The sequence below is a fragment of the Mycobacterium sp. E2238 genome (assembly GCF_001672665.1).
Taxonomy (GTDB): Bacteria; Actinomycetota; Actinomycetes; order Mycobacteriales; family Mycobacteriaceae; genus Mycobacterium.
On sequence record NZ_LZKF01000186.1, the window covers coordinates 1 to 18,215 of the forward strand.

Genomic DNA, 18,215 nt, shown 5'->3' on the forward strand with positions numbered 1-18,215 from the left:
GCACCGACTACCGCGACCTTGTCAAAGTCCTTGCGGTGCTTGGCATCAAACACGGTGTTGACCCATGCCGCGCGCAGGGTCCATCCCTCGAACGGCTCATCGATGAGGAGCAGCACCTTGCACCTGCCGAAGCGGTCGAGCAAGCTGCGCACGGCGGGCTCCAGGACATCGCGGTAATCGCCGACGGTCAGTCGGTTCGTCGCGCGCAGCCCCAGCACATCCGCGGCGCTCTCGCTCATGACGTTGATCATCGGCGGACTGCCGGTCGAGTGTAGGGCGCGAAGAGATCGTCGGCTGCGGCGCCCAAATCGGCTGGTGCGTCGATTGTTACGACGACGGCGTCGTCGCGTTCCTCGGTGCTGAACTTGAGGAAAGGGCAACACTGCCGCTCGCGACGAACCAGTTCCCGTGCCTGCGCGGCGGCAGCTGGCCGGTATCGGAGGCGGATGCGGTGACCCTCGCGCTGGTAACTGTCCAGCGCCGTCGCGCTGAGCTGTTCGATCCAAGCGATGCGAGCAGCGTAATCGGACGCCGTCAACGCGCAGGCAACGTAGTTTTCGGGCATCACCCAAGGATCCGCCTTCAAGTGGGTTGAGGGTCAAGTTCGCACGCGGGACGATGGACAGATGGCTCTCAAAATTGGCGAGCTTGCCGATGCTGTCGGGATGACCGCGCCGACAATCCGCTACTACGAACAGATCGGTCTTTTGCCCGACCCGCGGCGGGTCGGCGGCCAGCGTCGCTATGACGACGACGATGTGCGGCGGGTGACGTTCGTTCGACGCTGCCGCGACCTTGATTTCTCGGTCGAGCAGGTCCGCAGTCTCATCGAACTCACCCACGATGCCGACCGTTCATGCCTCGAGGCCCGTGACTTGGCGGAGCTACATCTCACCGCCGTGCGGCAAAAGCTCGCGGCCTTGCAGACGCTCGAAAGCCGTATCGCCGAGTTGCTCGCGACCTCGAAGGTCGACTGCGCTGGCGGGGCCGCCGCGGAATGCGTTGTGCTCGAGGGGCTCTGCCGGCCCTCTTAGGACCGCGGTTACGCCCGCGGGTCTTCGATGATCTTTCTCAGATAGCACAATTCCGTTCGCGTGTGTTCGCGATCCTTCTCCACGCCGTTGAGCAGGTGCATGAACGCGAAGGCCGCGATGCGCCCCAACAGGTGGCGCGGGAAGGTGGCCCACACGCGTGCGCCGACGCGGGTTTTTGCTTCGCCGTCCGGCTCGACACGCCAGGTCACGCCCTCTCCCACCCGCACCGGGACGCCGAACCAGCGATAGCGCGCGTCGGCTTCCCAGGTGACCGCCGTGCCGGGATCCACCGCGGTGATCGTGCCCTCAGCGACCCCAGGAATCCCACCAATCTTTTCCGCGATCCGCAGGCGAGCGCCGACTTGCGTCGGCGGCAGCGAGTCGAGGTGCTCTAGCCTCTCGTGCTCGCCGTTGGAGGCCAGCCACCAGCGGTCGATGTCGCTGAGCACGCTCCACACCTGCGCGCGCGGTGCTGCAATCAAGACCGATTCGCTGAACTCGAACACCGTGAATCACACCCTTTCATTGCTCTCGGTCACTCACCACGCTAGTGCAAGTATGCGCATATGTGAATGCATTATGGCTTTAATTTCTTATGTGACGGCCGGTGAGAGTGACGGCTTACTGGGCGACCGGGGTACCCGCGCCCCGGTAATCGACCTGCCAGTGCTTGATGCCGTTGATGAACGACGACCGCAGCCGCTCGGGATCCGTCAGCGGAGTCAGGCCGGGCAGGTGATCGGCGAGCGCGTTGAACATCAGGTCGATCGTCATGCGGGCCAGGTTGGCGCCGATGCAGTAGTGAGCTCCAGTGCCGCCGAATCCGACGTGCGGGTTTGGGCTGCGCAAGACGTTGAAGGCGTAGGGGTTATCGAAGACCTCTTCGTCGAAGTTGGCCGAGCGGTAGAACAGCACCACGCGCTGGCCTTTGCCGACCCGGACACCGCCGAGCTCGGTGTCCTGGCGCGCGGTGCGTTGGAAGGCCGTGATCGGTGTGGCCCAGCGGATTATCTCGTCGGCGGCGGTCTTGGGTCGCTGCGCCTTGAACAACTCCCACTGGTCCGGGTGGTCGGTGAAGGCCATCATTCCCTGCGTGATGGAGTTGCGGGTGGTCTCGTTTCCGGCGACGGCCAGGGTGACCACGAACATGCCGAATTCCGCCTCGGACAGGTGCTGGCCCTCGGCATCGGCCCGTATCAGCGTCGTGACAATGTCGTCCCCGGGATTTTCGCGCTTGCGTGCGGCCAATTGCATTGCATACCACATCAATTCGCCCGCAGAGGTCAGCGCGTCGTTACCGGCGAACTCCGGGTCGTCGCTGCCGATCATGTTGTTGGTCCAGTCGAACAGCTTGTCGTAGTCCTCTTGCGGGACCCCGAGAAGCCCGGCAATGGCCTGCAGCGGCAACTCGCAGGCAACCTGACGGACGAAGTCGCCCGAGCCGGCCGCCGCGGCCTCGGTCACGATGCGCCGCGCCCGCTCCGATAGTCCGGCGCGCAGCCGCTCGACCGCGCGGGGCGTGAAGGCCCGCGAGACGATCTTGCGCAACCGGCTGTGCTCGGGGTCGTCCATCATGATCATCGACGCCCGGCCCGCCTCAATCTGTCCGGCCGCCAAGTCGCCCCGGTAACGCGGGACGATCGACTTGGTCGCGGACGAGAAGACGTCGCTGCGCAGCGAGACATCGCGGATGTCGCGGTGCTTGGTCACCACCCAGTAGCCCCCGTCGCCGAAGCCGCCGGCGTCGGGCGACTGCGCGTTCCACCAGATCGGTTTCGTCGCGCGCAGTTCGGCGAACTCCCGCACCGGCAGCCGCTGGGCATAGATATCGGGATCGGTGAAATCGAAGCCCGGCGGGAGGTTCGGTGCGGCCATCGCATTTCTCCTGGAGACGATGCGCTATTGGGATCGGTAGCAAACCGGACGTGTCTTACTGCCAGCACCATAAAGCCGAGCCCTGAAGAAGAGAAGCCTTCATGAAAATCATCGCGATCGTCGCGGCCGGCCTCGCCGCAGGGGCGGTGGCGGCCGCCGGGTGCGCGCAGGCCGAGATTCCCGCGGCGCCCATCCCGAGCCACTTCTACGCGTTGGCACCGGGCGTGCAGTCCGATCCCGAAGCCGATGTCGAAGAGTTGCAGCGGCAGGTGAACGACCTGCACGACAACTGGGACAACCTCACCCCGCCGCAACGACAGCAGCGGCTGACGCAGCTGCAGCAGCAGTCCACGACGGTGTCCAACGAGGTGCAAAACCTCCCCCCGGCGCAGCGACCCGGGGTGGAACTACGGCTGTTGCAAACCACGTTTGCCTTATTCGACCTGGTGCGAAAGGCCCAGGGGCCCAACCAGCCCTGCTATTTCCCCGCCTGCCTGCCCGGCCTCTGAGCGGCCGTCAGCCCCGAATTGGGCTGGGCGCCTTCACGGTTTCGCGCCCGCCGAGGTTGGTGGCCGCGGTCACGATGGCCCGCTCGATCTGACGGAGCGCGTGCACCGCGGTGAGGAAGCGCCGGGTATCGGGCGCCGGTTGGCCCGGCGATCCCGCGTCGCCGTCGTGCTGCCGCACCAAAGATTCGGCGGCGTCGAGGTCGTCGGCGGCCGAGACGAGGGTCGGCGCGCTGCCACTGCCGATCGCGGCGGCCAGCGCGTCGATGTTGCGCCGGGTCTGCGTCGCGGCCGCCGAGAACGTGTCGGCAAGCGGCTGCGAACCCACCGGGTCCTGGTACTGCTCGCTGCTGCGCGCCAGGCTGCGGCCGTACCGGTCGCAGGCCGCGAAGATGCGCAGCGCCCGGCGAATGCTGCGCCGGCCCGCGAGGCCGGCGACCCCCGCCAGCAGCGGCTTGGCGGTGACCCGGAACTGCTGCAGGTCGCGGTCCAGCTGGCGGGCCTGCTCGGACGGGCTGACGCTCTCGTCCTCGCCGAACATGGTCGCGGTCGAGACCTCGATCAGAGCCGCCAGGCTGGCCAGAAACGTCCGCGCTTCGTCGCGGATCGCGCCTCTGGTGTGCGTCGGCAACACCACGATGGCCACCGTGACTCCGATGAGAGCGCCGAGCGCGGTCTCTTCGATCCGCAACATCAGTACGCCGAAAGAGAATTGGCCGAGCAAGCCGTACAGCAACGCCAGCATCGTGGTGATCCAGAAGGTCATCAAGCTGTAGGTGACCGTCATGAAATAGAAGGCGCAGAACAGGCACACGAAGATGCCGACCAGCGCGGCCGTCCTGTCGCCCGCGAGCAGCGTGGCTACCAACACGCCGCAGGGCACGCCGAGCAGGGTGCCGAGCAGGCGTTGCCAGCCTTTGGTCAACGTTTCGCCCCACGAGTTGGTGCCGGCGAAGATGACGAACGCGGCGATCACCGCCCAATACCACCGCGCCGGCGACACCAGTTCGCCGGCGACGATCGCCAGCGACGCGGCGACGGCGACCTGGATGGCCTGCCGGGTGGTCGGCCGTAGGCCCGTGGTGTGTTCCTCTTCGCCCGCCTCGGTGGGAGCGTCCGGGGGCGCGCCGCCGGACGCCGGCGGCCGCTCGCTGTCCCCGGTTTCCACGGCGCCGCCACCCCCGGTGGCGGCGCGGTCGACGATGGCCCGGACGTCGGAAGTCGCTGTCGCGGCGTTGATCACCGCCAGGGCGAGGCGGCGCACGGCGGCGCTGCCCTCATCATCGTCCGCGGGAGCGCAGTGCTCGTCGAGCAGGCGTTGCGCTCGGGCGGCGGCTTGCCGAAGGCCGTTGGGCTCGGGTAGGCGGATGGCCCGCGCCAGCAGCGAGAGCGTGTCGACGAGCGCGGCCCGAGTCTGGACGGGGATGGCGTCCGGGTTCTCCGCGGCCAGCGCCGCGGCACCGCGCCCGGCCGTGGCCACCCATTCGATGGCCAGCTCGGCGTCCAGTAGCCACGGGGCCAGCTGTTCGGCGGTGACACCCGGCCACAGCGCGGCGGGGTCGGCCTTGTCCTCGATCTGGCTCTGCACCAGCAGGGCGGTCTCGTTGAGCCGGAGGGTGCGCGCCCGCATGCGACGCCGGCGGCGTTCGTCGAGGCGGCCGGTACGCACCGCTTCGGCCGTGGTGTCGACGACGATCGCCATCCGGGCGCGCAGCGCCCGGACGGTCGCCCGCAGCACGCGCTCCGGCCGATCGGGCATGACGTAAGTGGTCATCACGAACGTGCAGACCGTGCCCACGGCGACCGCCCCGATCATCCACGGCAGCTCGGAGATACGCGCTCGCAGATACAACGTGAAGAAGTACGACATGAACGCGACCATGCCCAGCGCCCGGCCCCGCGCCCCGAAGCGGCGAATGTACGCGGCGGTGAACACGACGATCACGAACACCGCGTCGCTGACCACCGGGTGGGAAGCGAGCACCGCGGCGGCCGTGATGGAGGCCGCGGCCGGCAGGGGCAGCAGCGCCATGGTGATCCGCTGCTGGTGCGGATCCGGCTCGTTGACGGACCGCGACGCGACCATCGTGATGACAACGCCCAGCAATGCGACGGTCAGCGGCTGTCCCGTCGCCCGGGTCAGGACGTATAGGGCCAGCAGCGAACAGCCGAGCGCGGCCGTCGTCCGCGTCGCCATCCGCAGCCGAAGCAAACCGGGATCGGAGCCGATCAACCAGTTGCCGGCTTGTTCGTAGAGAACGGTGATCGCCGCGCCCCCTTCTCTGATGTTGAACGCATCATGGTTACCCGAACTTCGGCACAAGCTAGTCTTCGACATCGTGACAGCGCCGACGCGGGCGAAGCTGGCCGACGGCCGTGACCTGCTGTTCTTCGCGCTGCCCGGGCACCGCCCGGCGCCGGTCGAAGACCGTAGGCCGCTGCCGGCGCGCGACGGGCAGCACACCGAGCTGCGGTTCGACCAGACGACGGGGCAATGGGTGATCGTCGCGGCGCTGCGCCAAGACCGCACCTACAAGCCGCCCCCCGACCAGTGCCCGCTGTGCCCCGGTCCGACCGGGCTGACCAGCGAGGTGCCCGCCCCGGACTACGACGTCGTCGTCTTCGAAAACCGGTTCCCGAGCCTATCCGGCACCGGACCGGCGCTCGCGCCCGCCGGTGACGGCTTCGTGTCCGCCCCGGGGCATGGCCGCTGCGAGGTGATCTGCTTTTCCAGCAACCACACCGGCTCCTTCGCCGGGCTCGAACCCGCGCACGCCCGGCTGGTCATCGACGCGTGGCGACAACGCACCGGCGACCTGATGGCCACCCCCGGCATCGAGCAGGTGTTCTGCTTCGAGAACCGCGGCGAGGAGATCGGGGTGACGTTGACGCACCCGCACGGTCAGATCTACGGCTATCCCTATCTGACGCCGCGAACCGCCGCCATGCTGGATCGGGCCGGCCGGCATCGAATGCGCCACGGCACCAATCTCTTCGCCGACCTACTGGCCGGCGAGGTCGCGGCCGGCAGCCGAGTCGTCGCGCGCGACAACCTGTTTACCGCGTTCGTGCCGTTCGCCGCGCGCTGGCCGGTCGAGGTGCACATCTACCCGAACAGGTTCGTGCGCAACATCATCGAGCTCGACGAGGAGGAACTGGACGGGTTCGCCCGGGTCTACCTCGATGTGCTGCGGCGATTCGACCGGATGTATTCTTCGCCGCTGCCCTACATTTCGGCGTTGCACCAGTACGCCGACACCGGCGCCCAGGCCGACGGCTACTTCCACGTCGAGTTGATGTCGGTACGGCGCGGCGCCAACAAGCTCAAGTACCTCGCGGGCTCCGAGTCGGCGATGGAGGCGTTCATCAGCGATGTGACGCCCGAGAGCGTGGCTCAGCGCCTGCGGGAGCTCGCGTGACCGTGCGGTACTCCGCGCCTGGGCGGATCAACCTGATCGGGGAGCACACCGACTACAACCTGGGGTTCGCGCTGCCGATCGCGTTGCCGCAGCGCACGGTGGTGACGTTCGCGCCCGACGGCGGCGATGCGATCAGGGTGGCCAGCGACCGCGCGGACGGACCGGTGCGCATTCCGCTGGACACCGCTCCCGGCGGCGTGACCGGCTGGGCCGCCTACGTGGCCGGCGTGGTGTGGGCGCTGCGCCAGGCCGGCCACCCGGTGCCCGGTGGCGCGATGCGGATCACCAGCGACGTCGCGATCGGGTCCGGGCTGTCGTCGTCGGCGGCGCTGGAGTGCGCGGCGCTGGGCGCCATCGCGACGGCCGCCGGGGCGGGCATCGAACCGAAAGAGCGGGCGCGGCTCGCCCAGCGCGCCGAGAACGACTACGTCGGCGCCCCAACGGGTTTGCTCGACCAGCTGGCCTCACTGTTCGGCCAGCCGGCGACCGCGCTGCTGATCGATTTCCGCGATCTCACGGTCACGCCGGTGGCCTTCGACCCGGACACCGCCGGTGTCACGCTGCTGGTGATCGACTCCCGCGCCCCCCACAGTCACGCCGACGGCGACTATGCGGCGCGCCGCGCGTCGTGCGAACGTGCGGCCGCGGTCCTGGATTTCGCGCAGCGACGACACCCCGAGATCCGCGGCCCGTCGCTCGCATCCGCCGCGGTGCGCGATCCGGTCGACGCCCGCCGCGCCCGCCACGTGCTGAGCGAGAATCAACGGGTGCTCGATTGTGTTGCGGCACTTAACAGTTCGGACTTCGCCCAGGCGGGACGAATCTTCAGCGCCTCCCACGCGTCCATGCGCGACGATTTCGAGATCACCACCGAACACATCGATCTGATCGCGGACACCGCGGTGCGCGCGGGCGCGCTCGGCGCCCGGATGACCGGCGGAGGGTTCGGTGGCTGCGTGATCGCGCTGGTGCCCACCGACCGCGCCGGCGCGGTCGGTGAGGCGGTACGACGCGCGGTGTGCGACGCCGGTTTCCGGCCACCGGTCATCGCCCGAACCCATGCCGCCGCCGGCGCGGGGCCGGGTGGGTGAACGAGCCGACCGGCGATGTCGAAGTGCGGGCATACGCCGAGCTCAACGATTTCCTGCCGGCCGAGTCGCGCGGCCTGGCGGTGCGCCGCCCCTTCCGGCCGCACCAGACCGTGAAGGATGTGCTGGAGGCGATGGGCATCCCGCACACCGAGGTCGACCTCATCCTGGTGAACGGGTGCCCGCGGGACTTCGCCTACCGCCCGAGTTTCGGCGACCGCATCGCCGCGCACCCCGGGCCGCGGCGGGTGGACGATCCGCGGTTCGTCGTCGACGTCAACCTCGGTCGGCTGGCCTGGCTGCTGCGCCTGCTCGGGTTGGACGTGTGGTGGACGAACGACGCCGACGACAAGACGCTGGCCGACATCAGCGGCGAGCAGCGCCGGATCCTGCTGACCCGCGACCGTGGCCTATTGAAGCGCCGCGCCATCACGCACGGCCTGTTCGTCCGCTCCGACGATCCCGAGGAGCAAGCGCTCGACGTGCTGCGACGGCTGGACCTGGGGCACCGGCTGGCGCCGCTCACCCGCTGCGTCCGGTGCAACGGCACGTTGAGCCGGGTCAGCAAGGACGAGGTGATCGACCAGTTGGAGCCGCTGACGCGCCAGCACTACCAGGAATTCAGCCGCTGCGCTGAATGCGGGCGGATCTACTGGCCCGGTTCGCACTACGCGAAACTGGTCCGGCTCGTCGAAAGCCTGCGCGACCGGCTGGGGTGACCGTCCGGGCGCCGCGATATTTCTTGGCCATAGCCGTAACGCACGTGCCGATAGCTGTAACGTAACGGATATGCCGAAGATGGCGTGCGCGGAGTGCGGGGCGGGCTTCTCGGCACGCTCCGACGCGTTGTACTGCTCGCCGGCCTGCCGGCAGAAGGCTTACCGTGCGCGGTCGACGCGCCGGATGGCCGTTTTGCGGGAGACCCTTCGGCGAAGCGTGGGCAGGGGTGCGCACCCCGAGGCCGTCAGGTCGCTGCACCGTTCCGTCGCCAGTTCCATGGAACGCGCCCGCGAACAGCTTGCCCGATCGCGCGAACTATGCCGCGTGTCCGAGCTTCGGCTGCGGGAAAGCGACGTCATCTGTCGAGAGTCGCTCAGGAAGCGGGCGGCGCGGGCGGCGTCGACGTCAGACACGGAGCGTGCGTGGTGGCTTGGGAGTTAAACGGCCAGACGCCGGCGGTGGAGCAGGCCCTCGCCGGCGGTACGCCGCAGCGGGCCGGTTGGTTTCGCTTCTACTTCGAAGACCAGCGCTGGGAGTGGTCGGAGCAAGTGCACCGGATGCACGGCTACGAACCCGGAACGGTGACCCCGACCACCGAGCTGGTGATCGCCCACAAGCATCCCGATGACCGCAACGACGTGGCGGCAACCATCAACGACATGATTGAGAGCCGGCGGCCGTTCAGCACCAGGCACCGCATCGTCGACACCAGGGGCAACACCCACGACATGGTCGTGGTGGGCGATCAGTTTTGCGACAGCAACGGCGATGTCATCGGCACCCACGGCTTCTATGTCGACGTCACATCGACATCGAACCGCGAACGCGAGGAGAACATCAGCGCGGAGGTCGCCGAGATCGCCGAGCGCCGCGGCGCCATCGACCGGACCAAGGGAATGTTGATGTTGGTCTACGGCGTCGACGAGGCGGGGGCTTTCAACCTGCTCAAATCCTTGTCCCAGGTGCACAACATGAAGCTGGGCGTGCTTGCCGACCAAATCGCGAAAGACTTCTCCGAATTGGGCAAGGAGCAGATCGCGTCGCGCTCACGGTTCGACCAACGCCTGCTCACCGCGCATCTGCGGGCGGCCGGCTCCGACGATTAGCGGCTATTCAGCCGGGGTCAGGCGCACCGCTCCCAGGTGCATGCGGTCGACCGCCTCGGCGAACTCCTCGCGTGTCGGTATGCGTTGATCGCGGAACTTCAGTCCGATCATCCGCTGGGCGCGCCGAACGCCGTAGGACTCGGCGCAGCGCAGGAAGAGGTCGGAGACGACGGCGCGGTCGCGGATGAGTTCCCCGCGCATCGCGGTCCGCTTGCCGTCGTAGATCACCTGCGCGGGCGCGCCGTCGCGGAAGTTCTGCTTCCAGGGGGCGCCGGTCAGCGCGTAGAGCTGATTGTCAATCACGTGGGCGCTCACCGGAAGTGAGAACGGCCGGCCCGTTTTCCGCCCGGTGAAGTTGAGCACCATGAGTTGCTTGCGGGCGGCGCCGGCGAGCGGGGTGCGCAGCAGGAAGCCCAGCATCGGGTTGACGATGCGCAGGAGCGCCGACGGTGGATGCCCGGCGTCTATCGCATGGGACTGCTCTGGCATGCGCTTACCGTAAGGCCAATCGGTTCCGCGGCCTAGCGATGGCGTGGTGGCGTTCGCGGGACCCTCCCGCGAACGCCACCACGTTCCTCGGTCAGGGGGTGATGGTGGTCTGGTCGTCGATGACGTTGGCCGCGTCCATCAACGGGCCCTCATCGGCCTGCGGGCCCTCGGCGTTGAGCTGGAGCACGTAGACCGCGCCCTGGCTGGGGATCACCACCGTCTTCTGGGCGATGACGCGGGCGCTGCCGTCCTTCTGATAGGTGCCTTTGAGCTGCCACGCCTGGAAACCACCGAGCGTGGACGCGGTCCCGTCGCCGCTGCCCTGGTAACCGGGCAGGTTCTGCACCTCGCCCGGGGCGTACTGAATGAGCTTTGCCGGGTCGACGTCCCCGGAAAGCCTGGAGTACAGCGCCGAAATCGTGGGCGGATCGGCCGGGTTGGTGGGCTGGGTCAAGACGATGCCGCCGTAGGACGTGCCTGCGTTCTGGTTGAGCTGCCAGCCGGCGGGCACCGGCAGGTCGACGTTCGGGCCGGGATCGCCGTGATGAACGGGCGTTTCGGTGATGCGGTTGTCCTTGACGTAGTCGGCGATGGTGTATTTGGCCTTCGCGGCCGGGGCCGAGCTGGTTGCCGACGAGGTCGTGGACGTAGAGGTGGATGTGGACGTCGATGTCGACGATTGACTGCCGGATTTGTGGTCGTTGCCGCACCCGACGAGCGCCAAACTCAGCGCTACGGAAATGGTTGCTAGCGTCAAATGTTTCATGAATCCAATCTCCCGAAAATTGGGGCCGGTACCAGCGCCGGCCACGCCGAAATGACAGTAGCCGAAATGGCGCGCAACTTTGCCGGTATCTTTTTGAACTTTCTGGCGGTACCGTGACCGGCCCACAAATCGTTATCCAATTCGTCTGGAAAACACTCACCCGAAACAACGTTGTCCAGTAAGAGACAGGTATGCGGTCACGAAGGGCCCTCGTCGCGCTTCTGGCGGCGTCGGTCGTCTTCATGGCGTTCATCGCCGCGGCGCCGCCGCCCATTGCCTACGACGGTGAGCCCGCATTCGTGGCCAACCCGGCCGACCACGTCGCCACGTTGATCGGCACCGGGACGGGCGGGCAGACGGTGGGGGAGATCAACAACTTCCCCGGCGCCGCCGTGCCGTTCGGGATGGTGCAGTACTCGCCGGACACGGTCGGCAACTACGCCGGCTACAACTACGACAACCCGCGCGCAAGCGGGTTCAGCATGACTCACGCCTCGGTGGGTTGCGCCGCGTTCGGTGACATCTCGATGTTGCCGACCACCAACGCAATTGGCTCGCAACCATGGAAAGCCTGGGAGCGAATCGCCCACGACGACACCGAACTCGGCGTGCCGGGCTACTACACGGTGCGGTTTCCGGGCACCGGGGTGAAGGCGGAACTCACCGCCACCACGCGCACGGGTGTCGGCCGATTCAGCTACCCGCGCAACGGCCGCCCCGCCCTCCTGCACGTGCGCTCCGGGGCGTCCCTGGCCGGCAACTCCCGCGCCACCATCCAGATCGGCGAGGACAACACCACGATCACCGGCTGGGCCACCAGCGGCGGATTCTGCGGCAAGAACAACACGTACACCGTCTATTTCGCGATGAAGTTCAGCCAGCCATTCATTTCGTACGGAGCGTGGGACGGCAATGCTGTGTATCCCGGTGCCCGCAGCGCGAATTCGCCATACAGCGGCGGCTACGTCGAATTCCCGGCGGGAGCCGCGCTCGAGGTGCGGACCGCGATCTCCTACGTCGGCATCGACGGAGCGCGGGCCAACCTGGCCGCGGAGGGCGCCGGGAGCTTCGACGACGTCCGCGGCGCCGCGTCGAGAATGTGGAACGCCTCGCTGTCGCGCATCGGGGTCGCCGGCCGCAATGCCGACGATCTCGAGACGTTCTACACCGCGCTCTACCGATCGCTGTTGCATCCCAACACCTTCAACGACGCGGACGGACGCTACATCGGATTCGACGGCGCCGTGCACAGCGTGGCCGCGGGCCACACGCAGTACGCCAACTTCTCCGACTGGGACACCTACCGATGTCTGGCGGCTTTGCAGGCGCTCCTCTTTCCGGACCGGGCCAGCGATATGGCCCAATCGCTGGTGAACGACGCTGAACAGAGCGGAGCGCTGCCACGGTGGGCGGTGGCCAACGCCGCGACCGCGGAGATGAGCGGGGACAACGTGGTGCCGCTCATCGCGAACTTTCACGCCTTCGGCGCCGAGGACTTCGACACGAGGGCTGCGCTGCGCTACATGGTGAACGCGGCGACGAAAGGCGGTGTGGGGCTGGGCGGTTACGTGGAACGACCGGGGATCGACACGTATCAGCAATTCGGGTACGCGCCGTTCTCCTTCGAGTTCCGCACCGATGGCTGGATCGCCGCCGCATCGATCACGCTCGAGTGGTCGGTCGACGACTTCACCATTTCGCGGTTCGCCGATGCGCTCGGAGACACGGCAACCGCCGCCGAATTCCAGCGCCGGTCCCAGTACTGGCAGAACCTGTTCAACCCGACCACCCGGTACATCTCGCCCCGAAACTGGACCACCTTCTTCCGCGCCGGCCCGGCGTTTGTGGTGTCCCCGAAAGACTTCGGCCAGGTCGGGTTCGACGAGGGCAACGCCGCGCAGTACGTCTGGTGGGTGCCGCACAACGTGGCCGGCCTGGTGACCGCGCTCGGCGGGCGCCAGGCGGTGGCCGGGCGGCTCGACGGCTTCACCAAGAAGCTCAACGTCGGCCCCAACGAGCCCTACCTGTGGGCCGGTAACGAACCCGGCTTCGGGGTGCCGTGGCTGTACAACTACATCGGTCAGCCGTGGAAGGCGCAGCGCACCGTCGACCGGGTGCGCGGGCTGTTCGGGCCGACGGCCGACGGGGAGCCGGGCAACGACGATCTGGGCGCGATGGCCAGCTGGTACGTCTGGGCGGCCCTGGGCCTCTACCCGAGCACGCCGGGAACGTCGATCCTCACCGTGGCCGCACCGCTCTTCGACCGTGCCGTGATCGCGCTCCCGGGCGGCAAAGCCATCCGCATCTCCGCGCCGGGCGCGTCCGGACCGCGCCACCTCAAATACATCAGCGGCCTGCGTGTCGACGGCCGGGCCACCGATCACACGTGGTTGCCCGAGTCATTCGTCCGCACCGGCGGGGACCTGAACTTCTCGCTCGTCGCGTATCCCGACAGGACTTGGGGCACAAGCGAATCGTCCGCGCCGCCGTCCTTCGGCGCGGGCAGTTCGGCGGTAACCGTCAACATCCCCAACCCCATCGTCACGATCGCGCCGGGCACGACGGGCACGGTGAGAATCGACGCTCAACGAATGATTGATGATGCCGGCGGCTACACCGTCACCGGCACCGCCTCGGACGCCGGGATCACCGTGACACCCACGACGGGACAGTTCTCCTCCGACGGGTCGGCGAGCATCGATGTACCCATCAAGGTCGACCGGTCGGTGACCCCGGAGTATTACCTGGTGTACTTGACCTCTACGGTCGGCCAAACCGCGCGCACGTCAACCATTCTCGTGGTCGTGCAGCAGGGAAGCGAGTGATCCGGCGGCGAAGCGTTAGACCATCTCGTTCTTGGTCAACCACCGCATCACCGGCCACCCGGCGAACACGGGGAGCCAGCAGGTGAGCACCCGATACAACAGAACGGACGGCACGCCGATGGCCGCCGGCACCCCGAAGGCGGCCAGGCCACCGATCAGCGCCGCCTCGACGGCCCCGACCCCGCCTGGCGTCGGCGCGGCCGACGCCAGCGTTCCGCCGACCATGGTGACCACGGTGCAGGTGACGAACGAAGCGCCGCCGCCGAATGCTTCGACGCTGGTCCACAGGGCCAGCGCCGCACCCAGAGTCGTTCCCGCGCAACCGACTACGATCAGCCCCAGTCGTTTCGGCTCCCGCGCGACCTCCACGAGGTCGGTTGTCACCTCCTTGAGTTTCGGGCGCACGTCCGTGGCCAGCCAGCGTCGCAGCGTGGGCACGAACAGAAAGGTGCCGACGATCCCCAGCGCCAGGCCCGCGATCAGGTAGAGGACCGTGGCGGTGGGGACGAAGTGCGACAGGTTCATCGACGCGCCCGCGACGGTGCTGAACAGGATCAGCAACACGAGGTGCATGATCACCTGCACGGATTGCTGCAGGGCCACCGCGGTGGTGGCCCGCATGGCGGACAGCCCGCCGCCCTTTTGCAGGTACCGTGTGCTCAGCGCGAGGCCCCCCACTCCGGCCGGGGTGGTGGTCGCCGCAAAGGTGTTGGCCACCTGCGCGATTGACAGCCTCCAGAAGTTGACCGTCTCATCGGCGGACGCCCACAGTGCGGCGGCCGCCCCGACGTAGGTGAGCGCCGAGACCGCCAGGCCCAGCAGCGCCCACCACCAGTTCGCGGTCCTCAGTTGGAAGAAGAAGGTGGGCGCGGTGCTGATGAAGGGGTACGCGACATAGACCAGCGCCCCGAAGAGGACCAGCTGGATGATCTGGCTGCGGGTGAATCGGGTGATGGTCTCGGGTTTGATCTGGTCGGCCCCGGTCTGCCGCTTCACCTCCGCACGGGCGGCCGATATGACGGCGCCCGCATCCGAAATTGATCTGCGAATGGGCCGGGGCACAGCGACTTTCGTCAATCGACGCGACGCGCTCAGGATGGTGTCCCGATCGAACGCCTCGATCGCGGCGGCCACCGCCGATTTGGGCTCATACAGCGCCGACGTCGTCACCAGCAGCTGGGCGATGTCGGATTGGAGTTGGGCTTCGGTGGCGCCGTATTCGGCGCTGTGGAAGCCGCCGAAGAGCACGGTGCCGCCGTCGACGGTGATTTCGTTGCCCCGCAGGTCGCCGTGCGCGATCTGCTGGTCGTTGAGGATTCGCAGCGCTTGCCACACCTTCTCCACCGGCGTGGACCGCGCGCATCGGCCGAGCGGCAGGCCATCGGGTGGCTTGTGCGAGTACAGGATCCAGCCCCGGTCGAGGGTGGCGACGGCGATCGTCGCGGTGTTGGCAAGGTTCACCTGTCCGATGGCGATCGTCATCAGGGCGCGATGCTCGACGGCGCGGCGCATGGAGGTCAGCAGGGGCGCGGTCTCGGTGTCGCGCAGTCGCAGCTTGATCCACAGTTGGCGCAGCGTGCCGCCGCTGCGCTGATGCGGACCGTACAGCTCGACGACCGCTTCGCTGTCGGGCTCGTCGCATCCGGCCGAAAGGACGAGCGGGCCGCGACCGGCGGGCCGGACCACGCTCAGCCGCGAGACGACGAAACCGCGCCTGGCCATCGCGCGCACGGCCGCCTCCAGCGGCACCTCGAGCGCGGGGGTGCCGACCACGAGGACCACCAGCGAGCCGACCAGCCAGCCGACGGCCAGGCCCAGCAGGGCGCGGGCCGGCACGATGGCGCTGACGACGAGGTGGATCGGCACGAAGGCCAGCAGCAGCGCCCACCACCAATGCCGCCAGCGCGCGGGCAGCCACGGCCCCGAGACGGTCAGCACCGCCGCCAGCATCCCGATCCAGCGCGGGTCGTCGAGGAACTGCCCCAAGACGGTTTGCAGGCGTTCGGAGAGGTCGAAGTGCCAGCGGGGCGCCGAAAACCCGTTGCCGCCCACCGACAGCGGAAGCGCGGCGAGCAGCGCGGCGGCCGCATACGCGCCGAGCAGTTTCCATTGCCGGCCGACGATGAGACCGATCAAGATCATGAAGGGCAGGGCCAGGATCGCCACGCCGTACGCGAGGTACACCAGATCGGACTGCCGGGGGGAGAGCACCCCGACGATCTGCGAGATGGACTTCTCCAGCGCATCCCACTGCGGCCGGGTGATCAGCGAGCTGGTGATCACCACGGCGAGGAAGGTCACGCTCGCGGCCAGCCGCAGGATGTCGTTGGTGCGCCGGGTCAACGGCTGCAGCAAGCTGCCGGAAACGCTGATCTCGCGCCCGTCGACTCGCATCTGGTAACGATCCTTCGGATCCGTTCGGCGCCGCTGATCGATCCCGCTCGCCGGCTCGCCGACAACTTAACGCCGATACCCGCTTGCGCGACAGCTGCCACCCACCTGGCGCGCGTAGGGTCGTGTACGTAGGTGAGCTAGCGAATCGGAGGGCGTGAACGTGGCCAGAACGGACAACGACACCTGGGAGATCACCGAGAGCGTGGGGGCGACGGCGCTGGGGGTGGCGTCCGCCCGCGCGGCCGAGACGCGCAGCGAGAATCCCTTGATCCGGGATCCCTTCGCGCAGATCTTCCTCGACGCCGCCGGCGACGGGGTGTGGAACTGGCACTCGGCGCCGCAGCTGCCGGACGAACTCGTCGAGGCCGAACCGGAATTGCCGCTGCAGATGCAGGCGATGGTCGGCTACATGGCGTCGCGTACCGCGTTTTTCGACGAGTTCTTCCTCGCCGCGACGCGCGCCGGCATCCGGCAGGCGGTGATCCTGGCGGCGGGCCTGGACGCGCGGGCGTGGCGGCTGCAGTGGCCGGACGGAACCACCGTCTACGAGTTGGACCAGCCCCGGGTGCTGGACTTCAAATCGTCGACGCTGACCGAACACGGGGCGCAGCCCGCGTGCCACCGCATCGCCGTCCCGGTCGACCTGCGCCACGATTGGCCGGCGGCGTTGCGGCAGGCCGGGTTTGACCCCTCGGCGCCCAGCGTGTGGTCGGCCGAGGGGCTGATGCCGTACTTGCCGGCCGCCGCCCAGGAGTTGCTGTTCGACCGCGTGCACGGGCTGACCGCCCCGGGCAGCCGCGTTGCCGTCGAGGCGCTGGGCCCCAAGTTCCTCGACCCGGAGTTCCGCGCGAAGCGCCGCGCGCGGATGGACCGGGTGCGCGCCTTGATGGCGCGGGTGGACCCGGACCGGGAGGTGCCGAGGACCGACGAGCTGTGGTACTTCGAGGAGCGCGAGGACGTCGGTGACTGGTTCCGCCGCCACGGCTGGAGCGTGACGGTCACCCCGTCCGACAAGCTGATGGCCGGCTACGACCGCGCGGCGCCCAAGGAGGTCGAGGATGCCGTGCCCGGAAACCTGTTTGTGTCCGCGGAACGGCCGCAGGGCTAGCGGAGGTCGCGCGAGCGACTCGAGGAGCGCCCCGATGCGGGTATATCGATTCGACAACTCACGTGGACTCGACGGTCTCGAGATGAGTGACGAGCCCATGCCCGCCCCGCAACGCGGTGAACTGTTGCTCAAAATCCGGGCGGTGTCACTGAACTATCGCGACATCGCGATCCCGCTGGGGCGCTACGTGCGCGAGAGTAAGTCTGGTCTCGTGCCGTGCAGCGACGCTGCCGCCGAAGTGGCCGAGACCGGTGAAGGCGTTGACGACTACCGCCCGGGCGACCGCGTGGTAAGCGTATTCCACCCCAGGTGGTTCGGCGGCCCGCTACCGGCGACGGCGAACTCCGACAGCTACGGCAGCGGGCAAGATGGCTGGCTCACCGAATACAAAGTGGTATCGCGGGAATCGGTGGTAGCCACGCCGAACGCCTTGACCGATGAACAGGCAGCGACACTGCCCTGCGCGGCTGTCACCGCCTGGAATGCGTTGGGCGGCCCCACGCCGATCCGCGCCGGCCAGACTGTGTTGACCCTCGGCTCGGGCGGTGTTTCCGTCTTTGCCCTTCAACTGGCCAAACTGCTGGGTGCTCGGGTCATCGCGACGACGTCGAGCCTCGAGAAAGCACAGGCCCTGACCAAGTTGCGGGCCGACGATGTCATCAACTACCGCGACTACCCGCAGTGGAGTGAGCGGGTTCGCGCCCTGACCGACGGCCGAGGCGTCGATCGCGTCGTCGAAGTCGGCGGCCCCGCCACCATCGACCAGTCTTTACGGGCGGTCGCGATTGGCGGAGAGGTGACGCTGATCGGCTTCCTCAGTGAAGCCGACCCCGGCATCGATTACTTCCTCCTCAAGGGTGCCGGCGCGACAACCCGGTCGATCAC

At 68.0% G+C, this 18,215-nt stretch carries 17 protein-coding genes; 9 read left to right on the forward strand and 8 right to left on the reverse strand.

The window, feature by feature from the left end:
• Window positions 1–239 (reverse strand): STAS/SEC14 domain-containing protein (locus A5711_RS16815; RefSeq protein ID WP_197520816.1); only part of this gene is annotated, 239 nt, incomplete at its 3' end.
• A gap of 8 nt (window positions 240–247) precedes the next feature.
• Window positions 248–565, reverse strand: a complete 318-nt coding sequence (locus A5711_RS16820; protein ID WP_067948456.1) for a hypothetical protein — start codon at window positions 563–565, stop codon at window positions 248–250.
• 61 nt (window positions 566–626) lie between these two features.
• On the opposite strand from A5711_RS16820, the gene A5711_RS16825 reads away from it, so the two are divergent.
• Window positions 627–1,034, forward strand: a complete 408-nt coding sequence (locus tag A5711_RS16825) for a MerR family transcriptional regulator (protein ID WP_067948432.1) — start codon at window positions 627–629, stop codon at window positions 1,032–1,034.
• Between the two features lie 8 nt (window positions 1,035–1,042).
• Here A5711_RS16825 and A5711_RS16830 read toward each other — a convergent pair whose 3' ends face one another.
• Together A5711_RS16830 and A5711_RS16835 are read right to left on the reverse strand one after the other, a co-directional pair.
• Complete coding sequence (locus tag A5711_RS16830; RefSeq protein ID WP_067948434.1) at window positions 1,043–1,540, reverse strand: SRPBCC family protein; 498 nt, start codon at window positions 1,538–1,540, stop codon at window positions 1,043–1,045.
• 115 nt (window positions 1,541–1,655) lie between these two features.
• The gene (locus A5711_RS16835) at window positions 1,656–2,909 is read right to left on the reverse strand and encodes a cytochrome P450 (RefSeq protein WP_067948436.1); all 1,254 of its coding nucleotides are present in this window, start codon (window positions 2,907–2,909) and stop codon (window positions 1,656–1,658) included.
• Between the two features lie 101 nt (window positions 2,910–3,010).
• Between A5711_RS16835 and A5711_RS16840 the strand changes: the two genes are divergently transcribed.
• On the forward strand, window positions 3,011–3,418 hold the full coding sequence (locus A5711_RS16840; RefSeq protein WP_067948438.1) for a hypothetical protein: 408 nt from the start codon (window positions 3,011–3,013) through the stop codon (window positions 3,416–3,418).
• Between the two features lie 7 nt (window positions 3,419–3,425).
• Here the strand turns inward: A5711_RS16840 and A5711_RS16845 are convergent, their stop codons facing one another.
• Complete coding sequence (locus tag A5711_RS16845; RefSeq protein WP_067948440.1) at window positions 3,426–5,648, reverse strand: FUSC family protein; 2,223 nt, start codon at window positions 5,646–5,648, stop codon at window positions 3,426–3,428.
• A 52-nt stretch (window positions 5,649–5,700) separates the two neighbouring features.
• Here A5711_RS16845 and galT point away from each other — a divergent pair, with 52 nt between their 5' ends.
• From galT to A5711_RS16870, 4 genes are all read left to right on the forward strand, one after another.
• Window positions 5,701–6,834, forward strand: a complete 1,134-nt coding sequence (galT, locus tag A5711_RS16850) for a galactose-1-phosphate uridylyltransferase (RefSeq protein ID WP_067948442.1) — start codon at window positions 5,701–5,703, stop codon at window positions 6,832–6,834.
• A complete protein-coding gene (locus A5711_RS16855) occupies window positions 6,831–7,925 on the forward strand; it encodes a galactokinase (protein WP_067948444.1) in 1,095 nt (364 codons plus the stop codon). Before galT ends, A5711_RS16855 begins: the two co-directional genes overlap by 4 nt.
• Window positions 7,922–8,641: a Mut7-C RNAse domain-containing protein gene (locus A5711_RS16860; RefSeq protein WP_067948446.1), complete on the forward strand. Its 720-nt coding sequence runs from the start codon at window positions 7,922–7,924 to the stop codon at window positions 8,639–8,641. Before A5711_RS16855 ends, A5711_RS16860 begins: the two co-directional genes overlap by 4 nt.
• 426 nt (window positions 8,642–9,067) lie before the next feature.
• Entirely contained in the window at window positions 9,068–9,748 is a 681-nt protein-coding gene (locus tag A5711_RS16870) for a PAS and ANTAR domain-containing protein (protein WP_067948458.1), read from the forward strand.
• A gap of 3 nt (window positions 9,749–9,751) precedes the next feature.
• Here A5711_RS16870 and A5711_RS16875 read toward each other — a convergent pair whose 3' ends face one another.
• Both A5711_RS16875 and A5711_RS16880 read right to left on the reverse strand, forming a co-directional pair.
• Window positions 9,752–10,237, reverse strand: a complete 486-nt coding sequence (locus A5711_RS16875) for a hypothetical protein (protein WP_067948448.1) — start codon at window positions 10,235–10,237, stop codon at window positions 9,752–9,754.
• A 91-nt stretch (window positions 10,238–10,328) separates the two neighbouring features.
• Window positions 10,329–11,003, reverse strand: a complete 675-nt coding sequence (locus tag A5711_RS16880) for an LpqN/LpqT family lipoprotein (protein ID WP_067948450.1) — start codon at window positions 11,001–11,003, stop codon at window positions 10,329–10,331.
• Window positions 11,004–11,194: 191 nt separating this feature from the next.
• Here A5711_RS16880 and A5711_RS16885 point away from each other — a divergent pair, with 191 nt between their 5' ends.
• Window positions 11,195–13,828, forward strand: a complete 2,634-nt coding sequence (locus A5711_RS16885; protein ID WP_067948452.1) for a GH92 family glycosyl hydrolase — start codon at window positions 11,195–11,197, stop codon at window positions 13,826–13,828.
• A gap of 15 nt (window positions 13,829–13,843) precedes the next feature.
• Here the strand turns inward: A5711_RS16885 and A5711_RS16890 are convergent, their stop codons facing one another.
• The gene (locus A5711_RS16890) at window positions 13,844–16,222 is read right to left on the reverse strand and encodes a lysylphosphatidylglycerol synthase transmembrane domain-containing protein (RefSeq protein WP_067948454.1); all 2,379 of its coding nucleotides are present in this window, start codon (window positions 16,220–16,222) and stop codon (window positions 13,844–13,846) included.
• A 160-nt stretch (window positions 16,223–16,382) separates the two neighbouring features.
• On the opposite strand from A5711_RS16890, the gene A5711_RS16895 reads away from it, so the two are divergent.
• Window positions 16,383–17,330, forward strand: coding sequence for a class I SAM-dependent methyltransferase (locus tag A5711_RS16895; protein ID WP_067948462.1), 948 nt, complete (start codon window positions 16,383–16,385; stop codon window positions 17,328–17,330).
• A gap of 82 nt (window positions 17,331–17,412) precedes the next feature.
• Window positions 17,413–18,215, forward strand: an 803-nt coding sequence (locus A5711_RS16900; RefSeq protein ID WP_231987498.1) for an NAD(P)-dependent alcohol dehydrogenase, incomplete at its 3' end; no start/stop codon positions are given.